This window comes from Comamonas humi (assembly GCF_054782535.1).
The window spans coordinates 1-22,764 of record NZ_BAAGSH010000011.1; the positions used below are offsets into that span (position 1 = coordinate 1).

General features: G+C 68.5%; 23 protein-coding genes. 14 read left to right on the top strand and 9 right to left on the bottom strand.

Translation table 11 applies throughout. The features are described 5' to 3' along the window. Positions 1-314: 314 nt before the first annotated feature. The gene (locus ACYVKR_RS13280; RefSeq protein WP_460481391.1) at positions 315-1,247 is read right to left on the bottom strand and encodes an SMP-30/gluconolactonase/LRE family protein; all 933 of its coding nucleotides are present in this window, start codon (positions 1,245-1,247) and stop codon (positions 315-317) included. A 63-nt stretch (positions 1,248-1,310) separates the two neighbouring features. Between ACYVKR_RS13280 and ACYVKR_RS13285 the strand changes: the two genes are divergently transcribed. Both ACYVKR_RS13285 and ACYVKR_RS13290 read left to right on the top strand, forming a co-directional pair. Further along, on the top strand, positions 1,311-2,537 hold the full coding sequence (locus tag ACYVKR_RS13285; protein ID WP_460481392.1) for an MbnH family di-heme enzyme: 1,227 nt from the start codon (positions 1,311-1,313) through the stop codon (positions 2,535-2,537). Positions 2,538-2,653: 116 nt separating this feature from the next. Then, the gene (locus ACYVKR_RS13290; protein WP_460481393.1) at positions 2,654-3,298 is read left to right on the top strand and encodes an SGNH/GDSL hydrolase family protein; all 645 of its coding nucleotides are present in this window, start codon (positions 2,654-2,656) and stop codon (positions 3,296-3,298) included. A gap of 282 nt (positions 3,299-3,580) precedes the next feature. On the opposite strand, the gene ACYVKR_RS13295 is transcribed toward ACYVKR_RS13290, so the two are convergent. The 4 genes from ACYVKR_RS13295 to ACYVKR_RS13310 all read right to left on the bottom strand — a co-directional run bounded on the left by ACYVKR_RS13295 (position 3,581) and on the right by ACYVKR_RS13310 (position 9,951). Then, entirely contained in the window at positions 3,581-4,456 is an 876-nt protein-coding gene (locus ACYVKR_RS13295) for a glycosyltransferase family 32 protein (protein WP_460481394.1), read from the bottom strand. A 6-nt stretch (positions 4,457-4,462) separates the two neighbouring features. After that, the gene (locus ACYVKR_RS13300) at positions 4,463-5,221 is read right to left on the bottom strand and encodes a phytanoyl-CoA dioxygenase family protein (protein WP_460481395.1); all 759 of its coding nucleotides are present in this window, start codon (positions 5,219-5,221) and stop codon (positions 4,463-4,465) included. A gap of 320 nt (positions 5,222-5,541) precedes the next feature. Next, a complete protein-coding gene (gene parC, locus ACYVKR_RS13305) occupies positions 5,542-7,902 on the bottom strand; it encodes a DNA topoisomerase IV subunit A (protein WP_460481396.1) in 2,361 nt (786 codons plus the stop codon). A 72-nt stretch (positions 7,903-7,974) separates the two neighbouring features. After that, positions 7,975-9,951, bottom strand: coding sequence for a DNA topoisomerase IV subunit B (locus ACYVKR_RS13310; protein WP_460481397.1), 1,977 nt, complete (start codon positions 9,949-9,951; stop codon positions 7,975-7,977). A 127-nt stretch (positions 9,952-10,078) separates the two neighbouring features. On the opposite strand from ACYVKR_RS13310, the gene ACYVKR_RS13315 reads away from it, so the two are divergent. From ACYVKR_RS13315 to bamC, 6 genes are all read left to right on the top strand, one after another. Then, on the top strand, positions 10,079-11,302 hold the full coding sequence (locus ACYVKR_RS13315; protein ID WP_460481398.1) for an MFS transporter: 1,224 nt from the start codon (positions 10,079-10,081) through the stop codon (positions 11,300-11,302). Positions 11,303-11,309: 7 nt separating this feature from the next. Then, entirely contained in the window at positions 11,310-11,456 is a 147-nt protein-coding gene (locus ACYVKR_RS13320; protein WP_460481399.1) for a hypothetical protein, read from the top strand. A gap of 68 nt (positions 11,457-11,524) precedes the next feature. Further along, a complete protein-coding gene (locus tag ACYVKR_RS13325) occupies positions 11,525-12,067 on the top strand; it encodes a class I SAM-dependent methyltransferase (RefSeq protein WP_460481400.1) in 543 nt (180 codons plus the stop codon). Continuing rightward, positions 12,064-12,327, top strand: a complete 264-nt coding sequence (locus ACYVKR_RS13330) for a putative hemolysin (RefSeq protein ID WP_460481401.1) — start codon at positions 12,064-12,066, stop codon at positions 12,325-12,327. The genes ACYVKR_RS13325 and ACYVKR_RS13330 overlap by 4 nt, the downstream gene beginning before the upstream one ends. A 123-nt stretch (positions 12,328-12,450) precedes the next feature. After that, positions 12,451-13,347: a 4-hydroxy-tetrahydrodipicolinate synthase gene (gene dapA / locus ACYVKR_RS13335; protein WP_460481402.1), complete on the top strand. Its 897-nt coding sequence runs from the start codon at positions 12,451-12,453 to the stop codon at positions 13,345-13,347. A gap of 35 nt (positions 13,348-13,382) precedes the next feature. Beyond that, positions 13,383-14,492, top strand: coding sequence for an outer membrane protein assembly factor BamC (gene bamC / locus ACYVKR_RS13340; RefSeq protein ID WP_460481403.1), 1,110 nt, complete (start codon positions 13,383-13,385; stop codon positions 14,490-14,492). 185 nt (positions 14,493-14,677) lie between these two features. On the opposite strand, the gene ACYVKR_RS13345 is transcribed toward bamC, so the two are convergent. Together ACYVKR_RS13345 and ACYVKR_RS13350 are read right to left on the bottom strand one after the other, a co-directional pair. Then, positions 14,678-15,037, bottom strand: a complete 360-nt coding sequence (locus tag ACYVKR_RS13345; protein ID WP_460481404.1) for a hypothetical protein — start codon at positions 15,035-15,037, stop codon at positions 14,678-14,680. Between the two features lie 209 nt (positions 15,038-15,246). After that, complete coding sequence (locus tag ACYVKR_RS13350) at positions 15,247-16,395, bottom strand: JmjC domain-containing protein (protein WP_460481405.1); 1,149 nt, start codon at positions 16,393-16,395, stop codon at positions 15,247-15,249. A 53-nt stretch (positions 16,396-16,448) separates the two neighbouring features. On the opposite strand from ACYVKR_RS13350, the gene ACYVKR_RS13355 reads away from it, so the two are divergent. Next, complete coding sequence (locus tag ACYVKR_RS13355) at positions 16,449-16,973, top strand: FKBP-type peptidyl-prolyl cis-trans isomerase (protein WP_460481406.1); 525 nt, start codon at positions 16,449-16,451, stop codon at positions 16,971-16,973. Here the strand turns inward: ACYVKR_RS13355 and ACYVKR_RS13360 are convergent. After that, a complete protein-coding gene (locus ACYVKR_RS13360) occupies positions 16,962-18,695 on the bottom strand; it encodes a C13 family peptidase (protein WP_460481407.1) in 1,734 nt (577 codons plus the stop codon). The two genes, ACYVKR_RS13355 and ACYVKR_RS13360, sit on opposite strands and share 12 nt — an antisense overlap. Positions 18,696-18,803: 108 nt before the next feature. Here ACYVKR_RS13360 and ACYVKR_RS13365 point away from each other — a divergent pair, with 108 nt between their 5' ends. The 5 genes from ACYVKR_RS13365 (at position 18,804) to ACYVKR_RS13385 (ending at position 21,710) form a co-directional block, all read left to right on the top strand. After that, positions 18,804-19,367, top strand: a complete 564-nt coding sequence (locus ACYVKR_RS13365) for a GbsR/MarR family transcriptional regulator (RefSeq protein ID WP_460481408.1) — start codon at positions 18,804-18,806, stop codon at positions 19,365-19,367. Positions 19,368-19,454: 87 nt separating this feature from the next. After that, positions 19,455-19,916 (top strand): thiol-disulfide oxidoreductase DCC family protein, encoded by a 462-nt coding sequence (locus ACYVKR_RS13370; protein ID WP_460481409.1) that lies wholly within the window; start codon positions 19,455-19,457, stop codon positions 19,914-19,916. Positions 19,917-19,926: 10 nt separating this feature from the next. Further along, positions 19,927-20,823 carry a Rossmann-fold NAD(P)-binding domain-containing protein gene (locus ACYVKR_RS13375; RefSeq protein ID WP_460481410.1) on the top strand — a complete coding sequence of 299 codons (897 nt, stop codon included), beginning with the start codon at positions 19,927-19,929 and terminating at the stop codon, positions 20,821-20,823. 39 nt (positions 20,824-20,862) lie between these two features. Next, complete coding sequence (locus tag ACYVKR_RS13380) at positions 20,863-21,237, top strand: DoxX-like family protein (RefSeq protein ID WP_460481411.1); 375 nt, start codon at positions 20,863-20,865, stop codon at positions 21,235-21,237. Beyond that, entirely contained in the window at positions 21,234-21,710 is a 477-nt protein-coding gene (locus tag ACYVKR_RS13385) for a DUF2269 family protein (RefSeq protein ID WP_460481412.1), read from the top strand. The genes ACYVKR_RS13380 and ACYVKR_RS13385 overlap by 4 nt, the downstream gene beginning before the upstream one ends. A 112-nt stretch (positions 21,711-21,822) precedes the next feature. Here the strand turns inward: ACYVKR_RS13385 and ACYVKR_RS13390 are convergent, their stop codons facing one another. Continuing rightward, complete coding sequence (locus ACYVKR_RS13390) at positions 21,823-22,743, bottom strand: Dyp-type peroxidase (RefSeq protein WP_460481413.1); 921 nt, start codon at positions 22,741-22,743, stop codon at positions 21,823-21,825. Between the last annotated feature and the right edge of the window lie 21 nt (positions 22,744-22,764).

A 22,764-nucleotide genomic window follows, 5' to 3' on the forward strand; every position in this document is an offset into this window, starting at 1 on the left:
ACAGGGCGCGGGGCCGCATGCGCGTCGGAGCGCGCATGCTTCGTGGTCTGACTTGCTGCGGTTGTCCGAGCGGAGCGCGCCTTGGCGCGCGGAGTCGAGTTCCGCAGCAGGCCCCGCGCCCGCGCATCGCAGGTTGCCCCAGCGCCTGCAGGCGCTGGGGTCACGGACAGCAGGGCGTGCTTCTTTTGCCTACTTTTCTTGCACGCGCAAGAAAAGTAGGTCGCCCGCCGGGGCGAAATCCCGGCCTCTGTCCTTCAACCCATCAGCCTGCCAAAAATCACCAAAGCAGGATGCACCTGGCATCCTGCGCCCCCTCACTTCACCGGCACGATCCTCACACTCGCCACCCCACCCGCATCCGCCGCCACCGCCGCAAACACGCGGCGATGCAGCTCGTCGTAGGCCACGCCGATGATCTTGGGCCAGCCGCTCACCAGCACGCTGGTCTCGCCCTTGGGGCTGACCTGGAACAGCTTGCCGCCCGAGCCGCCGAAGAACAGCGTGCCGTCCGATGCGGCGGTCATCAGGTCGATGCCGTCGAGCGTGGTGAACGTGGCCACGACCTTGCCGTCGGCCAGGCCCGCCGGCTGCGCGCGCACCTTGCTCAGGGCGTAGGACAGCACATTGCCGCTGTTCTGGTCGCTGACATACAGCGTGTCGCCCACCACCGCCAGGCCCACGGGCTTGCCCAGGCCGGTGACCAGCTCGCGCTCGCTCGCCTGCGTGCCGTTCAGAGCCAGCTGGCTCACCGCGCCCGTGCCGCCCTTGATGAACCAGCCGTCCAGCAAGGCGCCGTCGGGCGCCGTGGTGATGCCGATGCGGCGGCGCTGCGGGTCGGTGCCCGCCAGGTTGACGGCATTGCCGCCCTTGGGCACGGCCACCACCGCGCCATCGGTGCCGAAGCCGAAGCGCGTCACGTAGAAAGTGCCGTCAGGCGTGCGCGTCAGCTGCCCCAGCGTGGCGCCGCTGGCCGGCGCCGCCGGCAGCGCCGCATAGGCCGGGAAGGATTTGCCGCCGTCCCACACGCGGATGCTGTTGGCCGTGTCGTCGGTCAGGTACAGCTTGGCTTCGGACTTGTCCCAGTAGAGGCCGTTGAGCTTGGCCGCCACCGGCAGCGTGGTCGGGCCACGGTCCACATCGCTGCCCCCGCCGCCGCAGGCCGACAGCGCGACGAAGCTGGACGCCAGGCCTGCCAGCAGCCAGCGGCGCAGCACGGAGGGGGAACGCCGGATCGAAATGAATTTCATAGTCTCCTCAACAATTTGAATTTGGTTCCTAAAATGCCATCGTTATTATATTTTGGAATAGCGATGTTGCCCCATGATACCGTCGATACGAAGCGCCGCAACAAGGCGCGCGCATCCCGCCTGCGATGGCGCTGGCTGGCCTGCTGGCCCATCGCGGTGGCGGCCATCGCGGGCTGTGGCGGCGGCTCCGGCCCCGCAGCGAACCCGCCGGCCGCCGAACCCTGGAGCTGGAACCTGCCGGCCGGCTGGAACCCGCCCGTGGTGCCGCCCGACAACCCGATGAACGCTGCCAAGGTGGAGCTGGGCCGGCGCCTGTTCCACGACGTGCGGCTGTCGGGCAACGGCACGCAGTCCTGCGCGAGCTGCCATGCGCAGGCCAGCGCCTTCACCGACAACCGGGCGCTGGCGCGCGGTGCCACCGGCGAGGTGCACCCGCGCAATGCCCAGCCGCTGGCCAACGTGGCCTACCACACCACGCTGAACTGGGCCGACCCCACGGTGACGACGCTGGAGCAGCAGTTGCTCGCGCCGCTATTCAACGCCCACCCGGTGGAGCTGGGCGTGAACGATGCCAACCGCGCCGAGGTGCTGGCCCGGCTGCGCCGCGACCCGGACTATCCGCCGCGCTTCGCGGCTGCGTTCGCCGGCGCGCCCGAGCCGCTGAGCTGGGACCATGTGGCCAAGGCCATCGCGGCCTTCGAGCGCACGCTGGTCTCGGCCGACAGCCGCTACGACCGCCACCTGGCCGGGCAGGCCACGCTGACGGAGGCCGAGGCGCGCGGCATGCGCCTGTTCTTCGGCGAGCGGGCGCTGTGCTCGCGCTGCCATGGCAGCCCGAACTTCAACGACCAGTTCAGCACGGCCGCGGCGCCGGCAGGTACCGCGCCCTTCCACAACACGGGCCTGTTCAACATCGGCGGCACCGGCGCCTACCCCGAGCCCAACCGCGGCGTCTACGAGCTCACCAAACAGATCGAGGACATGGGCCGCTTTCGCGCCGCGAGCCTGCGCAACATCGAGCTGACCGCGCCGTACATGCACGACGGCAGCCTGGGCACGCTCGAGGCCGTGCTCGCGTTCTATGCCGACGGCGGCCGCAACGTGGGCAATGGCCTGTATGCGGGCGACGGCCGGCTCAACCCGTACAAGGACCCGCTGATCTCGCAGATCCGCATCGACGCGCAGGACCAGGCCGACCTCGTGGCCTTCCTCAAGACGCTGACGGACCACACGTTCGTCAGCAACCCGCAGTTCTCCGATCCCTTTGCCGCGCGGTCATCAAAAAGATGAGCTGCTGGCGCTTGCTATTTCTTGGATTCAAATATATTTCATATTGAATCCATTGAAATAAGAGCGCTAGAAGCTCTCATTTTTGAAGTCCACCGGCCCGCGCTAGACTGCCCCGCATGCAGCACATCCTTGTCTATTCCGATTCGCTGTCGTGGGGCATCGTCCCCACCACGCGGCAGCGCCTGCCCTTCGACCAGCGCTGGCCGGGCGTGTTCGAGAACACGCTGTGCGCCGCCGGCGGCAGGGTGCGCGTCATCGAGGACTGCCTCAACGGCCGCCGCACCGTCTGGGACGATCCCTTCAAGCCCGGCCGCAACGGCCTGCAGGGACTGGCCCAGCGCATCGAGATCCACTCGCCGCTCGCGCTGGTGGTGCTGATGCTCGGCACCAACGACTTCCAGTCCATGCACCCGCACAACGCCTGGCACGCGTCGCAGGGCATCGCGGCGCTGGTCGCGGCCATCCGCGGCGCGCCCATCGAGCCGGGCATGCCGGTGCCGCCCATCCTGGTGGTGGCGCCGCCGCCCATCCGCACGCCGCAGGGCCCGATCGCGCCCAAGTTCGCCGGCGGCGATGCCAAGTGCCAGCGCCTGGCGCCCGCCTACGCCCAGGTCTGCGAGCAGCTCGGCTGCCCTTTCGTCGATGCCGGCGCCATCACCAACTCCAGCAAGGTGGACGGCGTGCACCTCGATGCCGACCAGCACCTCGCGCTGGGCCGGGCGCTGGCCGAAGCGGCCCGGCCGCTGCTGGCCGCGGGCTAGGGCCTGTTAACACTAAAACCGGGAGTGCGAAGGATGAATGCCGGGATGCAGCGCTAGGCGCGGCACCCCGCCAATAGCGAGCTATTGGCGGGGTGCCGTAAAACCGCGATCCGCCGGGGCCGCCCAGGTCGGCATTCGTCCTTCCCTTCGGGTTGCCCCGCCGTGGGGCGTCTGCTTTGTCGCTCGGCATCCCCAATAGCTGCGGCTATTGGGAATACCAAGCTTCGCGCATCCATCCCCACGGCGGGGCAACGCATCTCCCGGTTTTAGTGTTAACAGGCCCTATTCGCGCCCGTCCCCGCGGCCCGAGGCCAGCAAGGCCGCCACGCCCAGGGCGCCCACCGACAGCAGCCCCAGCGCCTGCCACGGCGAAACGGCGCGGGACAGGTCAGGGCCTGCCTCGTCCGCTCCACCCGGCGCGTAGACCTCCCGGCGCTTCCACATCTCGCCATAGGCATTGCCGCCGGTGACGCCTATATCCCGCAGGCCGGCGGCCCCGAAGGGCTTGCGCTTGATGGCGACGACCCGCTCGCCCAGCGTCAGGCAGTGGATGGCGGGCGATTCGGGCAGCGACAGGCCGGGACAGAGCCTGCGCACGGCTTTGGCCTCCATCTTTACCGCCGAGCCGGTGATCAGGTCCTCCGCCTCGCAGGTGCTGGCCAGCGCCTTGCCGAACAGCGCCGGCCCGGTCGGGCACAGGGCCGTGGCGCCGTAGTACGAGCGCTGCACGTTCGCGCACACCATCTCGATGGCCCGCGCCAGCGCGGCATGGCGGGGCGGCATGAAGAACAGGCCATTGCTGGCATCCCAGGGCGAGGACCACAGGAAGTCGCGGAACACCACGGGCTTGCCCGCGGCGATGGGCAGCGGGTGCAGCAGGCAGTACGAGACATCGGCATAGATGCCGCCCGACTCATGCAGCAGGCAGTAGCGCGCCAGGTCGGCCTGGTAGGCATAGGGCCTGAGCGCATCGAAGGCGCGCAGCACCTCGGCCGAAAAGCGCTGCCGCAGCAGCTCGCGAATCTCGTCCCGGCCCCAGATGCGCTGCGCCAGGCCGGGATGCGCCCGGGCGAAGGACGCGGTGTTCTCCCGCACCAGGGCCGGCAGGCTCCGCGCCTCATGCCGGCGGTCGCGGATGAGGATGTGGGTCAGCTCCATGCGGGCTCAGGCCGCCACCGGCTGGCAGTGGCGCTGGTTGCGCTGCTCCCAGTCGCGCAGCCGCTCGGCGTTGCCCGCCTCCATGGCGGCAGTCAGCGGCTGCGAGGCCGCGCCCACCACGGTGGACACGAGGATCTTGGGATGGCTGAGGCTGGCGGCGTTGTCCAGCTCCGCTTCGCTGGAGCCGCGGTGCGGCAGCCGGATGTCCATCAGCACGATATCGCCGGCCTGCACGCCGACGGCGCGGATGTCCGCCCCCGGACCGGGCTCGGCGCAGGCGTCGTCGTCCAGCGCGATGGGAACCAAGTGCTGGCCGGGCCGCACCCGCAGGCTCTTGCCGTCCTGCAGGTACCAGAGGATCTTGTAGACGCCGCCGCCCGCGTCGCCCCAGCACATGTCCGCCGTGAGGTAGCGCTGGTACCGGCCCCGCAGCAGGTCGACATGCCATTGCTGCGAGCGGTTGACGGTGATGTCGCTGAGCCCGATGGCGCGCATGGAGCCGGCCGCCGCGGCCGCGCAGAGGATCTGCTGCAGTCCGGCATGACCGCACAGCAAGGGCTCCAGATGGGCCAGCTCGGGATAGCGGTGGAAGCCCGCCAGATGGCCGGAGGCCGGATGGGGCCGCGTGTTGCGCAGCAGGTGAAAGTGATCCAGCACGCTCGCCCGGGCCTGCTCCACGGCGGCGGCCGGATAGGCGCCACGCACCACCACATAGCCATCGCGCACCAGTTGCCGCGACGCCGCATCGATGTCGAATGCCTGCATGTACCCCTGCCCGACCCTGTCTTGCCCTGTGTGACCGGCACACACCGCCGATGGTCGCGGCCGGTTTGCAGGCCGGGCCGCGCGCATGGTGCAATTTTAGGGTGCGCGCCCGTATTTTTTACAATTTGGCACGTCTTATTTTGAGGGCGGATGGGACTGCCGCGCCATGGCCCGCCAGGCTCAGCGGCCAACTGCAAAAGCAAGAGCTGCTCGCGCTTTATCCATCTGATCTTCTGATATTTTTCATACCAGAATAACCATCGGACAAGCGCGAGCAGCTCTCTTTTCGATAGCACGTCCCGCCCGGCAGGCGGCCGCCGCTATTCCACGCGGAACACCGCGTTCGGCTTGAAGCCCAGGTCGGCCGCCTTGCCCTTCTTGGCGCGGCTGGTCTTGGCGTTGTTCAGGCTGCGGATCTCCAGCGTCTCCTCGCGCGCCTTGCCGCCGCGGCCCATGCCTTCGATGCGGATGCTGCGGGTGTACGCCGCGGCGCCGGCCAGGCGGTCGCTGCCCTCCAGGTCGATCAGCTTCAGGCCCTTGCCGCCGTTGGCCATATGGTTCAGCTCGGCGATGTCGAAGGTGAGGATGCGCCCGCCCACCGAGGCGCAGGCCACGTGGGTGGCGTCGGGCAGCTCCACGCTGCCGTTGGTGCCGGCCACGTGCGAGGGGCGGCACAGCTCGTCGCCGTCGGCCAGCGTGACGAAGGCCTTGCCGCCCTTCTGGCGCGAGACCATGTTCTCCACCAGCGCGGTGAAGCCGTAGCCGCCGCTCGATGCCAGCAGCAGGCTGGCCGACAGCGGGCCGGCAAAGTAGTAGAGGATGCGCGTGCCGGCCTCCAGGTCCATCAGCGTGGTGACGGGCTGGCCGTCGCCGCGCCCGCCGGGCAGTTGCGCCACGGCGATGGAGTACACGCGGCCGTTGCTGCCGAACACCAGCAGCTGGTCGACCGTGCGGCACTCGAAGGTGCCGTACAGCGCGTCGCCCGACTTGAAGCCGAAGCTGTCCGGCGCATGGCCGTGGCCGGTGCGCGCGCGCACCCAGCCCTTCTCGGAGACGACGACGGTGACGGGCTCGTCCACCACCTTCACTTCGGCGACGGCCTTCTTCTCCTCCTGGATCAGCGTGCGGCGCGCGTCGGCGAAGGTCTTGGCGTCGGCCTCGATCTCCTTGACCATCAGGCGCTTGAGCGAACTCGGGTTGGCCAGGATGTCGTCGAGCTGGCCCTGTTCCTTGCGCAGCTCCGACAGCTCCTGCTCGATCTTGATGGCCTCGAGCCGCGCCAGCTGGCGCAGGCGGATTTCGAGGATGTCCTCGGCCTGGCGCTCGCTCAGGTCGAAGCGCGCCATCAGCGCCGGCTTGGGCTCGTCGCTGGCGCGGATGATGGCGATCACCTCGTCGATGTTCAGCAGGATGAGCTGGCGGCCTTCGAGGATGTGGATGCGGTCCAGCACCTTGGCCAGGCGGTGCTGCGAGCGCCGCGTGATCGTGGTCTGGCGGAAGGCGATCCACTCCTCCAGCATCTGGCGCAGCGACTTCTGCGTGGGCCGGCCGTCCAGGCCCACCATCGTCAGGTTGATGGGCGACGAGGTCTCCAGGCTGGTGTGGGCCAGCAGGCAGGTGATGAGCTCGGACTGCGGCGTCCTGCCGGTCTTGGGCTCGAAGACCAGGCGCACCGGCGCGTCCTTGCTGGACTCGTCGCGCACGCCGTCCAGCACCGACAGCACCGTGGCCTTGAGCTGGTTCTGCTCCTGCGTCAGCGCCTTCTTGCCGGTCTTGATCTTGGGGTTGGTCAGGTCCTCGATCTCCTCGAGCACCTTCTGCGACGACACGCCCGGCGGCAACTCGTTGACCACCATCTGCCACTGGCCGCGCGCCAGCTCCTCGATGCTCCAGCGCGCGCGCACCTTGATCGAGCCGCGGCCGCTGCGGTAGGCGTCGGCGATGTCGCCGGCCGACGAGATGATCTGGCCTCCGCCCGGGTAGTCCGGGCCGGGGATGATGGCCAGCAGCTCCTCGTCGCTCAGCTGCGGCTTCTTGACCAGGGCCACGCAGGCGTCGGCCACCTCGCGCAGGTTGTGGCTGGGGATCTCGGTGGCCAGGCCCACGGCGATGCCGCTGGCGCCGTTGAGCAGCGCGAACGGCAATCGCGCCGGCAGCTGGCGCGGCTCGTCGGTGGAGCCGTCGTAGTTGGGCACGAAATCGACCGTGCCCATACCGATCTCGTCGAGCAGCAGGCTGGTGATGCGCGACAGCCGCGCCTCGGTGTAGCGCATGGCCGCCGCGCCGTCGCCGTCGCGGCTGCCGAAGTTGCCCTGGCCGTCGATCAGCGGGTAGCGCTGGTTGAAGTCCTGCGCCATGCGCACCAGCGCGTCGTAGGCCGACTGGTCGCCGTGCGGGTGGAAACGGCCCAGCACGTCGCCGACCACGCGCGCGCTCTTGACGGGCTTGGCCGCGGTGTTGCGGTTGGGGCCGCTCCAGCCCAGGCCCATCTGGTCCATCGCGAACAGGATGCGGCGCTGCACGGGCTTGAGGCCGTCGCATACGTCGGGCAGCGCCCGGCCCTTGACGACGGAGAGCGCGTATTCGAGGTAGGCGCGCTGGGCGTATTGCCCCAGGTCGAGGCGGTCGCCGTCGTCGGGCGCAGCCGGCGCGGCCAGGTCCAGGATGTTTTGATCACTCATGATTTGATAGCTGTTAGCGCTTGCTGTGCTTGCGCCAGAGTGGATTTTTATTCAAACTTTGCTGGTGCACGATCAGATGTCGACTTCCACGTCGTCGCCATGCAGCTCCATCAGGTCGCGGCGCGCGGCGGCCTCGCCCTTGCCCATGAGCTGGGTCATGACGAGCTGGGTCTGCACCAGGTCGGTGGCGCCCAGCATGATGGGCAGCAGGCGGCGCGTGTCGGGGTTCAGCGTGGTTTCCCACAGCTGCTCGGCGTTCATCTCGCCCAGGCCCTTGAAGCGGCTGATCTGGCATTTCTCGCGCGCCACGCCGTCCTTCTCGGCCTTGTCGAGGATGGCGACGAGCTCGCCGTCATCCAAGGCGTAGAGCTTGGCGGCCGGCTTCTTGCCGCGCGCGGGCAGGTCCACGCGGAACAGCGGCGGCCGCGCCACGTAGACATGGCCGGTGTCGATCAGCTTGGGGAAGTGCTTGAAGAACAGCGTGAGCAGCAGCACCTGGATGTGCGAGCCGTCCACGTCGGCATCGCTCAGGATGCAGATCTTGCCGTAGCGCAGACCGCTGAGGTCGGGTTCGTCATTCGGGCCGTGCGGATCGACGCCTATGGCCACCGAGATGTCGTGGATCTCGTTGTTGGCGAACAAACGGTCGCGGTCCACCTCCCAGGTGTTGAGCACCTTGCCGCGCAGCGGCAGCACGGCCTGGGTTTCCTTGTCGCGGCCCATCTTGGCGCTGCCGCCGGCCGAGTCGCCCTCGACCAGGAAGACCTCGTTGTAGGCGATGTCGCGGCTCTCGCAGTCGGTGAGCTTGCCGGGCAGCACGGCCACGCCGCTGCCCTTGCGCTTTTCCACCTTCTGGCCGGCCTTCTGGCGCGTCTGCGCGGCCTTGATGGCGATCTCGGCGAGCTTCCTGCCGTAGTCCACGTGCTGGTTCAGCCACAGCTCCAGCGCCGGGCGCACGAAGCCGCTGACCAGGCGCACCGCGTCACGCGAGTTCAGCCGTTCCTTGATCTGGCCCTGGAACTGCGGGTCCAGCACCTTGGCCGACAGCACATAGCTGGCGCGGGCGAACACGTCCTCGGGCATGAGCTTGACGCCCTTGGGCAGCAGCGAATGCAGCTCGATGAAGCTCTTGACGGCCTGGAACAGCCCGTCGCGCAGCCCGCTCTCGTGCGTGCCGCCGGCGCTGGTCGGGATCAGGTTGACGTAGCTCTCGCGCACCGGCTGGCCTTCCTCGGTGAAGGCCACGCACCAGGCAGCGCCCTCGCCCTCGGCGAAGTTGTCGTCGTTCTTGCCGGCAAATTCCTCGCCCTCGAACAGCGGGATCACCGGGTCGCCGTTCAGCGTCTGCAGCAGGTAGTCCTTGAGGCCGCCCTTGTACTGCCAGGTCTGGGTGTCGCGCGTCTTCTCGTTGATGAGCGACACGCTCACGCCCGGCATCAGCACCGCCTTGCTGCGCAGCAGGTGCACCAGCTCGCCCATGGGCAGGTGGGCGGATTCGAAATACTTCGCATCGGGCCAGACACGCACCGTCGTGCCCTGCTTACGGTCGCCCGCGGCCTGGACGCGCTTCTTGAGCGGCTCGACCACGTCGCCGCCCGAGAAGGCCAGCGTCGCCGCCTGTTCCTCGCGGTAGCTGGTCACTTCGAGCCGCGTCGCCAGCGCATTGGTGACCGACACGCCCACGCCGTGCAGGCCGCCCGAGAAGCTGTAGGCGCCGCCCTGGCCCTTGTCGAACTTGCCGCCCGCGTGCAGCCGGGTGAAGACCAGCTCCACCACCGGCGCCTTTTCCTCGGGGTGCAGGCCGAAGGGAATGCCGCGGCCGTCGTCCTCCACGCTCACCGAGCCGTCGGCGTGCAGGCAGACGCGGATCTTCTTGCCGAAACCGGCCAGCGCCTCGTCGGCCGAGTTGTCGATCACCTCCTGGATGATGTGCAGCGGGTTGTCGGTGCGGGTGTACATGCCCGGCCGCTGCTTGACGGGCTCCAGCCCCTTCAGCACGCGGATCGAGGCTTCCGCGTAGTCACTGGTCTGCGTAGTCTTGGTTGCCATGGGGCGGCATTGTAGTGGCTTCCTTGGCGAATAGCTGTATGGAAAACCAGTTAACAATTCCCTGGCGACAGCAGATTTGTAGGGAAGCAGCAACAATCCGCCCATTCACCTTCCGATGCTGATAGCCATGTCCCATCCGACACCCCAACTCTCCCTGGCCCGCGTGCTGCTGTGCGGCGGCGCCGTGGTCACGCTCTCGATGGGCATCCGCCACGGCTTCGGGCTGTGGCTGCAGCCCATCACCCAGGAGATGGGCTGGACGCGCGAGTCCTTCGCGCTGGCGCTGGCGATCCAGAACCTGTCCTGGGGCCTGATCGGCATCTTCACCGGCATGCTGGCCGACCGCTTCGGCGCCACCCGCATCCTACTGGCCGGCGCCCTCTGCTACGCGCTGGGGCTGGCGGGCATGGCCTGGTCGCCGAACACGCTGGTGTTCTCGCTCACCGCGGGCCTCTTGATCGGCATGGCGCAGACGGGCACGACCTATTCGGTGATCTACGGCGTGATCGGCCGGCAGATCCCGGCCGACAAGCGCTCCTGGGCCATGGGGGTGACGGCGGCGGCGGGCTCGTTCGGCCAGTTCTTCATGGTGCCGGTGGAGGGCCAGCTCATCGCCGGCCTGGGCTGGCGCAACGCGCTGATCGGCTGCGCGGTGATCGTGCTGGCCATCGTACCGCTGGCGCTGGCGCTGCGCGAGCCGGGCTTCCAGGCGCGCCGCGCGGCCGCCCACAGCGGCCCGCGCCAGTCCATCGCCCACGCCTTTGCCGAGGCGCTGCGCAACCCCAGCTTCCTGCTGCTGACGGCGGGCTACTTCGTCTGCGGCTTCCAGGTCATGTTCATCGGCGTGCACATGCCCAGCTACCTCAAGGATTCGGGCCTGCCGCCGCAGGTGGCCAGCTACTCGCTGGCGCTGATCGGGCTGTTCAACATCTTCGGCACCTACCTGGCCGGCTCGCTGGGCCAGCGCGTGCCCAAGCGGCACCTGCTGTCGACCATCTATTTCACGCGGGCGGTGGCGATCGTGCTCTTCCTGTTGGCGCCGCTGTCGCCGTGGTCGGTCTATGCGTTCGCGGCGGTGATGGGTTTCCTGTGGCTGTCCACCGTGCCGCTGACCAACGGCATCATCGCCCAGGTCTTCGGCATCCAGCACCTGTCCATGCTCAGCGGCATGGTGTTCTTCAGCCACCAGATCGGCAGCTTCCTGGGCATCTGGCTGGGCGGCTACCTGTACGACCACACCGGCAGCTACGACTCGGTGTGGTACGTGGCGATCGCGCTGGGCGTGTTCGCCGGCCTGGTGAACCTGCCGGTCAAGGAAGCGCCTGTACAGCGCGTGCCGGCCGCGGCATGATGCGGCCATGAGCACGCCCACCACTTCGCCCCCGCGCTGGCGCCGCGCCGCCGCAGCGGCCGCTATCGCACTGGTGCTGGCGGGCGTCTTCCTGCTCTACACCCGGCCCGAGTTCATGCTGCGCATGGCCGACCATGTCTGGGCCTGCTTCTGAGCGGATTTAGATAAAAACAGGCTCCAGCGCTTACCAGATAAGCGCAAGTAGCTATCAATTTCAGAGAAATGCATTCCCACCCCGTGCCCTCGCCCTGGATCGTCCGCTTCGCCGCCCAGTTACCGCCGCAGGGCCGGGTGCTGGACGTGGCCTGCGGCAGCGGCCGCCATGCCACCTACCTGCAGGGCCTAGGCCACCACGTCACCGGCGTGGACCGCGACGCCGCCGCCATCGAGGCGCTGCAGGCGGGCCTGGCGGGGCGCCTGAACCGTTTCATCTGCGCCGACATCGAGAACGGCCCCTGGCCCTTCGCCGGCGAGCCGTTCGACGCGGTGGTCGTCACCAACTATCTGTGGCGCCCGCGGCTGCCTGACGTGCTGGCCGCGGTGGCGCCGGGCGGCTGGCTGCTGTACGAGACCTTTGCCCAGGGCAACGAGGCCTATGGCAAGCCCTCGCGCCCCGACTTCCTGCTGCGCCCGGGCGAATTGCTGGAGCACTGCGCCGCCGCGGCCGGCTGGCAGGTCGCGGCCTACGAGCATGGCCATCTGCCGTCGCCCGACCGCGTCGTGCAAAGGATTGCCGCCAGGCGCATGCAAAATGGCCGGCCATGAACTTCCGCACCTTCCTGATCGCCATGGCAACCCTCCCCCTCGCCGCCTGCGCCGTGCAGCCCGCAGCACCCGCGCAGCCCCTGTCGCCCAAGGTGGGCATGGCCAATCCCGCGTCGGTGTACTGCCAGCAGCTGGGCGGCCGCTCGGTGACCGTGAAGGAGGCCGCCGGCGAGCGCGGCGTCTGCCATCTACCCGACGGCACGGTGATCGACGAATGGGAGCTGTTTCGCCGCGACCATGCCCAGGACGGCAAGCGCTAGGGCGGCGGAGCCGCTATCTTCTTTACCCGCCTGCTGCTCACCGTTACGCCAACCAAGGTTTGAAACACATGTACGGCACGCGCCACTCGTTAGAATGCGCTTTTCTGTAGAACCACTGTGGACATGACCTCTTCCAGCGTTCCCCTCACCGGCAGCATAGTCGCGCTCATCACTCCCTTCCTCGCCGATGGCAGTGTCGACTACCCGAGCCTGCGAAAACTGATCGACTGGCACATCGCCGAGGGCACCGACTGCATCGGCGTCGTGGGAACGACCGGCGAGTCGCCGTCCGTCACGGTGGAAGAGCACATGGAGATCATCCGCGTGTCGGTGGAGCAGGCCAACAAGCGCGTGCCCATCATGGCCGGCTGCGGCGCCAACTCCACCCACGAGGCCATCGCCCTCGCCAAGTACGCCAGGAGCGTGGGCGCGGACAGCCAGCTGCAGGTGGTGCCCTACTACAACAAGCCCACGCAGGAAGGCCAGTACCAGCACTTCAAGGCGATTGCCGAAGCGGTTGGCGACCTGCCCATCTACCTGTACAACGTGCCCGGCCGCTCCGTGGCCGATATGCAGCACGACACCGTGCTGCGCCTGGCCGAAGTGCCCGGCATCATCGGCATCAAGGAAGCCACCGGCAACATCGAGCGCGCGCAGTGGCTGATCCGCGACGTGCCCGCCGGCTTCGGCGTGTACTCGGGCGACGACCCGACCGCCGTCGCGCTGATGCTCTGCGGCGGCCACGGCAACGTCAGCGTCACCGCCAACATCGCGCCCCGCGCGATGAGCGACCTGTGCAAGGCCGCCATCGCCCGCGACGCGGTCCGTGCCATGGACATCCAGAACCGCCTGCTGCCGCTGCACAAGGCGCTGTTCCTCGAAGCGAACCCGATCCCGGTCAAATGGGCCGCGGCCCGCATGGGCCTGTGCGGCCCGGCGCTGCGCCTGCCGATGACCGAGCTGAGCGCCGCGCTGCGCCCCGCCGTCGAGGCCGCCATGCGCGAGTCGGGGCTGCTGTAAGCCCTGGGCATCGCCTACCGTCCCCCCTCACAAGGATGAGAGAAGTGAAACCGATTGCGAAACTGGGCCTGCTCGGCCTGACCCTGAGCCTGGCCGCGTGCGGCAGCAGCAGCTTGCTGGAAGGCGAAAAGATCGACTACAAGAGCGCGAGCAAGGCGCCCTCGCTCGAAGTCCCCCCCGACCTGACCCAGCTCTCGAAGGACACGCGCTACGTCGTGCCCGGCGGCACGGTCTCGGCCGCCGCCTACCAGGTGCAGCAGGACAACCGTCCCAAGGGCGTGAGCAACACCGCCGTCAGCAACCTCGGCGACGTGCGCATCGAGCGCGACGGCAACCAGCGCTGGCTGGTGGTGGACCGTCCCGCGGACGGCCTGTGGACGCCGGTCAAGGACTTCTGGCAGGAAAGCGGCTTCAACCTGGTCATCGACAAGCCCGACGTCGGCATCATGGAGACCGACTGGGCCGAGAACCGCGCCAAGCTGCCGCAGGACTTCATCCGCCGCTCGATCGGCAAGATCTTCGACTCGGTCTACTCCACCGGCGAGCAGGACAAGTTCCGCACCCGCCTGGAGCGCCGCGCCGACGGGAAGACCGAGATCTATGTCAGCCACCGCGGCATGCAGGAGGTCTATACCAACCAGCAGAAGGACAGCACGGTCTGGCAGAACCGCCCGACCGATCCCGAGCTGGAGACCGAATTCCTGCGCCGCCTGATGGTCAAGCTCGGCGTGAGCGAGGAGCAGTCCAAGGCCATCGCCGCCGCACCGATGGCACCGGTCTCCACCGCCACCATCGGCCAGGCCAATGGCGCGCCGGTGCTGCAGATCAGCGAATCCTTCGACCGCGCCTGGCGCCGCGTGGGCCTGGCGCTGGACCGCACCGGCTTCACCGTCGAGGACCGCGACCGCAGCCAGGGCACGTACTACGTGCGCTACGTGGACCCGACCACGTCCAGCAAGGAATCCGGCTTCTTCTCGAAGCTGTTCAAGCGCAGCGCCGATGCGCCCGATCCGATCAAGTACCGCATCCTGGTCAAGGACGCGGGCGGCAACAGCACGGTGTCGGTGCTCAACGCCACCGGCCAGCCCGAGACCTCGGCGAACGCGCAGCGCATCGTCAAGGTGCTGGCGGACGACATGAAGTAAGCCCCAGCGGCACCCGCCCCCACCACGCCACGCACTTCGGTGCGTGGCGTTTTTTCATCAAAAAGCAGAGCGCCTGGCGCTTGCTGGTGTTGGGTCAGAGGCCGATTTGATGAATATTTCGCCCAAAGAAAAGCCCGCGCAATGCGCGGGCTTGTGCAATCCAGGGGCCCTGCGGCCCCGTTCGATCACTTCTTCTCGGTAGCTTCCTTGGCGGCGTTCGCAGCGTTGGCGGCTGCATCGGCAGCGGCCTTGGCGGCGTCAGCGGCAGCAGCACCTGCGTCCTTGGCGGCTTCCTTGGTGGCGTCCACGGCAGCGGCGGCAGCATCCTTGGTGGCTTCAGCAGCGTTCGAAGCAGCAGCGGAGGCATCCTTGGCTGCGTCCTTGGCGGCATCGGCAGCGGCGTTTGCAGCGTCCTTGGCAGCTTCGACGGCAGGTGCGGGAGCCGCAGCAGGTGCCGGTGCAGGAGCAGCAGCTTCTTCCTTCTTGCCGCAAGCGGCCAGGGCCACGGCGGTGATCAACGATGCGAGAACGAGGGACTTTTTCATTGCATTTTTCCTAGTGACGATGAGATTCCGAAGTACCGACCCCAGCGTGCTTGCGGCGCGCTGGGGTCTGCATACGGCTCGCTGCAAATTATAGGGAGGGCGCGTCAATTCCGAGTATCACCATGTTTGAAAAATTGTTGCCTCAAGCCAACAGAACCAGGGGCGCGAGCCATTGACCTGCAGGGCCAAGGCTCGCTGCAAAGCGGGTGTCATGCCGGCACGGCATGCGCCCAGCCGTCCTCGCACCATTGCGACAGCAGCGACAGCGCATCGTCGCTGGCGCCGGACACATCGCTGCGCGACAGCCGGCGCTGGTCGGCCAGCCGGCGCATCAGCGCGAAGTCGCGGCCCGCGGCGCGGTAGCTCTCGCCGTTGATGAAGACATGGTGCTCGTCGTACATCATGCGGGTGCGCCGGTCCAGCTCCACCGCCTCGAGCATGCGGGGCGAATCCTCGGGCTCGAACCAGACGTTGAACTTGGGCTCGGTCAGCGATTCGCCCAGCGCCCGGGCCAGCGCCAGCGGCTCGGCCAGCTTCTTCTCGAGCGCCTGGCGGGCAAAATCCAGCATGTCGGCGGGAATCTCCCCCGGATTCGCCACCGCCGGCTGCTTCGGGTCCTTGTACAGCGCCGACGCGGGCAGCGCGCCCGGCTCGCCGTCGCCGTCGTCGTCCGACAGGCGCGCCAGCAGGTCGCCGGCCAGCTCGTGCTGGGCAGGCGCGCGAAAGCCGATGGAATACGTCATGCACTCGCCCTCGGCCACGCCGTCGTGCGCATAGCGCGGCGGCAGGTAGAGCATGTCGCCGGGTTCGAGCAGGTACTCCTCCTCGGGCTCGAAGTCGGCCAGGATCTTCAGCGGAATGCCCTCCTTCAGCGCCAGCTGCTTTTGCTTGGCTATGCGCCAGCGCCGCTGGCCGTGCGCCTGCAGCAGGAAGACGTCGTAGCTGTCGAAGTGCGGGCCCACGCCGCCGCCGTCCGACGCATAGCTGATCATCAGGTCGTCGAGCCGCGCCGCGGGCACGAAGGCAAAGCGCTGCAGCAGCTGGTGCACCGCGGGCCGGTGCAGGTCCACGCCCTGCACCAGCAGGGTCCATTCGCGGGTCTTGAGCGCGGGCAGCGCCTTGCGGCCCAGCGGCCCGTGCTTGACGCTCCACTCGCCGCCGCGGTTCTGGATCAGGCGCGACTCCACGCCCTCCTCGCCCGCCAGCGCGAACAGCTCGGCGCGCGGCAGCGGCAGGTCCAGCGCCTTCCAGTCGGTGACCGCGCCGCGCACTAGCAGGGGCTTCTTCTGCCAGTACTTGCGCATGAACTGCGCGGGGCTGATGCCGCCGAGCAGGGGCAGAGCTTGTTCAATATCCATGGAAATCTTTCGTCATCACCGGCCAACCACGGCCGAACTGCGACAATTCTCCTATGGAAATCACTGAACAATGCGTGGTCGCGCTGACCTGGACCCTGAAAGACAGCCTGGGCGAGGAACTGGACGTGCTGGACGAGCCGGTCGAGTTCCTCGTGGGCGGCAACGACCTGCTGGCCCGCGTCGAAGAAGCGCTGCAGGGCCACGCCGCGGGCGACAGCCTGCAACTGAACCTGGAGCCCGAGGACGCGTTCGGCGACTATGACGAGGAACTGGTCTTCCTCGAGTCGCGCACCCTCTTCCCGCCCGAGCTGGAGGAAGGCATGACCCTCGAAGGCCATGCGCTGCCCGCCGGCACCAACCCCGATGCGCCGCGCGACGCGCTCTTCACCGTGACCGAACTCTACCCCGAGCACGTGGTGCTGGACGGCAACCACCCACTGGCCGGCATCGGCCTGCGCCTGGCGCTGAAGGTGGAAGGCGTGCGCGAGGCCACCGAGGCCGAGATCGGCGCCGGCACCTGCGGCACGGGCTTCTTCCGCGTGGCGCCGCAGGCCCCGGGCAACGATCTACTTCACTGAACCCACCGCGGGCGCATGCGCCGCAAACCAGGCATCCACCTCGGCCTGGAATGCCGGCTGCACGGCCATCTGCGGCTCGGAATGCAGGGCCTGCGCCGCGGCATCGCCCCCTTCGGCGGGCGCCAGCTCCTGCTCCCACTGCCGCACCAGCCGGCTGGCCTGCCCGAAGGCCGCCGTCAGGCTGCTGCTGCGCGGCAGGCTCTCCTGGAACAGCGCGCGGCCGAAATAGGTGAAGTCGTTCTCGTCGGCGCAGCCGAACGAGGTGCGGTCGGCCCGTGAAGCGGTGATCACCCAGGTCGTCGGCCCCTGCAGCGGCGCGATAAAGCCGCCCGAATAGCAGGCCGACACCACGACCACCCGTTTGCGGATGCCGGATGCCTTGAGCAGGTCTGCGAGCTTTTGCGCGGACAGCTGCGGCAGCCGCATCCCTCGCATGCCGATCTGCAGCTCGTGCGCCTGCGAGCCATGGCTGGTCAGGAACACGAACAGCAGGTCGCGCTCGCGGTCCATGTGCTGGGCCAGCGCGCCCAGCGCCCGCTCGATGCTGGCATTGGTGGCCAGCGGTAGGCGCCGGACCGAACTGCGGCTGTTGGCCAGCACCAGGCTGCGGCCCTGGGTATCGAAGCGCCGGGCGAACGCCTGGTTCACATACTCCACCTCGCGCCGGAACACCTCCTGCGTGCCGTCCCCGGCCACGAACAGCGCATACATCTCCACCTGCGCCGGGTCGTGAGGCCGCAACGTGGCCATCTGCCCCGCCAGCAGCGCATTCTGCGCATACAGCGCGGCCTGGTTGTTGGCCTCGGCCTGCGCCGGGCTGTCGTCCTCTTCCGGCAATTCCGCCCCGACCGCCGCCACGCGCCGGCTGCCCCGCCAGCTGCCGGACTGCGCCGGCCCGCCTTTGGCGGGCGTGAGCGTGCCCCGGCCCTGCGGCTCGCCGCGTGCGAACTCGCCGCGGTACACATCGCCGTTGGCGCGCGCCAGCACTCCGGAGCCATGGGCCTTGCCAGCCACCAGCGGGCCCGTGTAGCGGTCGCCATTGGGATAGGCCACCGTGCCCTGTGCAGGCATACCCGCGCTGAAATCGCCGTGCAGCACCGTGCCGTCGGGCAGGCGCAGCTCGCCCTCGCCCTTGGGCCGGTTGCCCAGCATCTCGCCCTTGAACACCGTGCCGCCCGGGTAGTGCGCCTCCATCACGCCGTCGGGCAGGAAGTTCTTGAACGGGCCGCTGATCACCAGCCCGTCGGCATCGGTCAGCCGGCCGGGGCCGGTGAACTGCCCCTGCCGGAAGCTGCCCTGGTAGCGCAGCCCGAAGCTGTCGGTCAGCACGCCCTGGCCGTCGTATTCGCCGTCGCGGAACCCGCCCTCGTAGCGCGTGCCATCCTGGCCCGCATAGCGCCCCGGGCCATTGAGTTCGCCGTCGTGGAACTGCCCTTCATACACGCCGTAGGCCACCGTGAGCTTACCCGGGCCGTCCATGTGGCCCCGGTGGAACCGCCCCTCGAAGCGGCGCGTGCTGCTCCACTCAATGCGCCCCTCGCCCTCCAGCAGGCCGTCCTTCAGCCCGCCGTGGTAGCGGCCGCCATCGGGCAGGACCACCGCGGGCGTGGCGACGCCCGGCGCTGGCTGTGCCGGCGCGGCGCCCATGGCACAGAGCAGTGCCACCGCCAGCGCGGCGTGGCGCAGCCAGGGCCTGCGGACAGGCTCGATCAATGCATGCATGAATACTCCTCGGACCTCTCGCCGGCATTGTGAGCGATCTTCGCAAAACCAGGGAAGCGCATTAATTTCTGTATTGACAGAAATTAATGACCGCTTAGAATCAGCCGCATGGAACTGAGTTCGATCCAACGCCAATTCGTGCTGCACTGGGGTGAGATGGGGTCGCTGTGGGGCGTGAACCGCACCGTGGCGCAGATCCATGCGCTGCTCTTCGTGCATGGCCAGCCGCTCAACGCCGAGCAGCTCAGCGAGACCCTGGGCGTGGCCCGCTCCAACGTGAGCAACAGCCTGAAGGAGCTGCAGGCCTGGAACCTGGTGCGGGTCACCCACATCCTGGGCGACCGGCGCGACTTCTTCGAGACCAGCGTCGATGTGTGGGAGCTGTTCCGCACCATCGTGCGCGAGCGCAAGGAGCGTGAGTTCGACCCCACGACGCGCATGCTGGCGGCTCTGGTCAACAGCCCCGAGTTCGCGCAGGAGAGCGCCGACGCGCAGGACCGCATCCGCTCCACGCTCGACCTGATGCACAAGCTTGGCAGCTGGGCCGACGAGATGCTGCGGCTGTCGCCCGGCACACTCGACAAGATCCTGAGCCTGGGCGCCAGCGTGCAGCGCTTCGTGCGGGGCAGCGGGGCGAACCCGGCAGCCGCCGCCGAGCTGCGCAACGAATAGGACGATGGAACCGGCAGGACGCATCCTGCCCTTTTTTTACGTATTTATTTCTGTTTTGACAGAAATAACAAAATGAAAGGAATGGACATGCGCACCACCCAGTTTCCGCTGACCGTCTACTACGACGCCGGCTGCCGCTTCTGCAATGCCGAGATGACCAACCTGATGCTGCGCAACGTGCAGGACCGGCTGCGTTTCGTCAACTGCGCCGAGCCGGGCTTTGCCGGCGGCCCGGCGCCGCGCGACGAGCTGATGCGCGCCATCCACGGCGTGGATGCGCAGGGCCAGGTCTTCATCGGCGTCGAATGCCTGTCGCGCGCCTACCAGGGCGTCGGCCTGCCATGGGTGCACAGCCTGGTCAACCTGCCGGTGCTGCGGCCGCTGCTGCAGCGGCTGTACCCCGTCGTGGCGCGCAACCGCTACCGGCTGCCGCAGTGGCCGATCGCGCTGGTCTTCGAGGTGGCCGCACGCCGCGCCGCCGAACGGGCTGCCCGGCGCGCCGAGCGCTGCGCGCAGGGGCGCTGCGATATGGACGACGGCAACACGTAAGGAGATTGCCATGACTGATACCACCTCAACTTCCGCCGGCCGCACCGTGCTGCTGTGCGGCGCCCAGGGCTTCATCGGCCATAACCTGGCCCGCCGCCTGCAGCAGCGCGGCTACCAGGTACGCGCAGCCAGCCGCCGCAGCCAGCCGCCGGTGGACTTTGCCCGCATGCGCAGCGCCGCCGACTGGCGCCCGCACCTGCAGGGCGTGGACCTGGTGGTCAACGCCGTCGGCAGCCTGCGCGGCACGGCGCAGGCGCCGCTGTCCGCCGTCCACGCCCAGGCGCCCATGGCCTTGTTCGACGCCTGCGCCGAGCTGGGCATCCGGCGGGTGCTGCAGCTGTCGGCGCTGGGCGTGGAAGGCAACGACACCGACTACGCCCGCACCAAGCGCGAGGCCGACCGGCACCTGCAGGCGCTGGTGGCCGCCGGCCGGCTGGGCGGCGCCATCGTGCGCCCCAGCATCGTGATGGGTGCGGGCGGCGCGAGCACGCAACTCTTTATGCGGCTGTCGCTGCTGCCGGCGCTGCTGCTGCCGCAGCCCATGCTGCACCGGCAGATCCAGCCGCTGGCCGTGGGCGACCTGGCCGATGCGATGCTGAACCTGCTGGAATCGGGCCACACCGGCCTGGTGGAGCTGGGCGGGCCCGAGCGCCTGTCGATGGCCGGGCTGATCGCCAGCCTGCGCCGGCAGCGCGGCCTGCGCCCGGCCCTGGTGCGCGCCCTGCCCGACTGGATGAGCCACACCACCGCGCGGCTGGGCGACGCGGTGCCGGCCTCGCCCTGGTGCAGCTCGGCGCTGGAGCTGGCCTCGCACGACAACTGCTGCGACCCGGCGCCGCTGCGCGAATGGCTGCGGCGCGAGCCCCTGGCGCCCGCCGAGCTGCTGCGCAGCATGCAGCATGATTAAAAACCGGCCCTAAGGCTTATCCAACAAGCGCAAGCAGCTATGAAAAACAGAGTACCCGACGAGCTGCGCTGGCTGCACGGGAGCGTGGTCGCGGTCTGGCTGACCACCGCCGCAGTCAGCCTGCAGCAGTGGCACGGCCAGAGCAGCGCGCTGCTGCAAGCGGCCGGCGTGCCAGGCCAGTGGCAGGGCTGGCTGATCGGCGGCGGCGCGGCCGTAGACCTGCTGCTGGGCCTGTGGCTGTGGCGGCGCCCGTCGCGCCTGGCCTGCGGCGCCGCGCTGGCCGGCATGGCGGCGATGACGGTGGCCGCCACCGCGCTGCTGCCCGGCCTGTGGCTGCACCCGCTGGGGCCGCTGACCAAGAACCTGCCGATCGCCGCCGCCTTGATGCTGTTGATGAAGAAAGCCGAACCATGAACGCCTACCTGCTGCTCAAGACCCTGCACATCCTCTCCAGCGTGCTGATGGTGGGCACCGGCTTCGGCTCGGCCTTCTATATGTTCTTTGCCAACCGCAGTGGCAGCGTGCAGGCGCAGGCTGTGGTCAGCCGCCTCGTGGTGCGCGCAGACTGGTGGTTCACCACGCCGGCCGTCATCGTGCAGCCGCTGTCGGGCCTGGCGATGATGCACCTGGCCGGCTGGCCCTGGCACACGCCGTGGCTGGTGCTGTCGATGGGCCTGTATGCGCTGGCCGGCGCCTGCTGGCTGCCGGTGGTGGCCATGCAGGTGCGCATGGCCGGCCTCGCCAGTGCCGCCGCCGCGCAGGACGCGCCCTTGCCGCCCACATACCGCCGGCTCGCGCAGCGCTGGGAGTGGCTGGGCTACCCGGCCTTCATCGCCATGCTGGCGGTCTACTACCTGATGGTGAACAAGCCGGCGCTGTGGGGCTGATGGCGCAAGCGCCATCAAAAACATAGCTGGTAGCGCTTTCTTAGCCTTGTATTTCAATGGTTTTCATATTGAAATCTAATACCAACAAGCGCCAGCAGCTATCAATTCAATATCACAAGCCCAGCGCGCGCAGATCAAGCCGGCCACCCTGCAGCGGCGGGCACCAGTAATAGGCGTTGGTCACAGGGCGCGACATCTGGAACAGGCCGTCGACAATGCCGTCCTCCTCGCCCGCCATGCGGCGCATTTGCGCCTCGAAGGCGTACAGCGTGCAGCCGAAGCCGGCAAACACGGTGCCGACGGCGTCGCTGCCATCGGCCTGCACCTGCCACCACGGCATGTTGCGGCGCAGGATGAAGGCCTCGGGGTCGAAGCTCTCCTGCGCCGTGCGCTTGGCGTGGGCCGATTCGGGTGCGTCTTCCAGCTCCTCGTTGTCGGACAGGCGGCGGCCGATCATGTGGTCCTTCTGCAGCGCGCCCATGCGGTCGAAGGCCGCCATGTCGTGCACCCACTGCTGCACGGCGAAGTAGCTACCGCCGTCCAGGCCCTCGCCCTGCCCGCGGGCGATGGCGGCCTGCGCGGCGTCGTCACCCTTGGGGTTCTCGGTGCCATCCTCGAAGCCGGTCAGGTCGCGCACCACGTCCTTGCCGTTCCAGCCGTGGCGAAAGCAGTCCAGCACCTGCACGTTGGCGAATGCCGGCGCCAGCAGCTTCGCCAGCTGGCGCGAGAGCTTGAGCAGGTCGCCCTGCTCGCCGGCGCGCAGCCACAGGCACAGCGCATGCGGGGTCAGCGGCAGCTCTCCGTGCGGCCCCTTGATGACCGGAAAGCTGCGCAGCCCCGGCACCGACACGCCCAGCAGCCGGGCGAGCGATTCGCCCACAGCCACCACGGCCTGCTCGCCGTCGCACCAGTCGCGCAGGCGCTGCAGCGCGGCGCGCACCGCGGCCGCATCGCCCTGCGCATCGCAAAAAATATAGCGGCTGACATTGGGCAGCCCTGCCAGAATCCCCGGCTGGCAATTCGTTGCAGTCATCGTGTTCGCATCCTCTTCGTT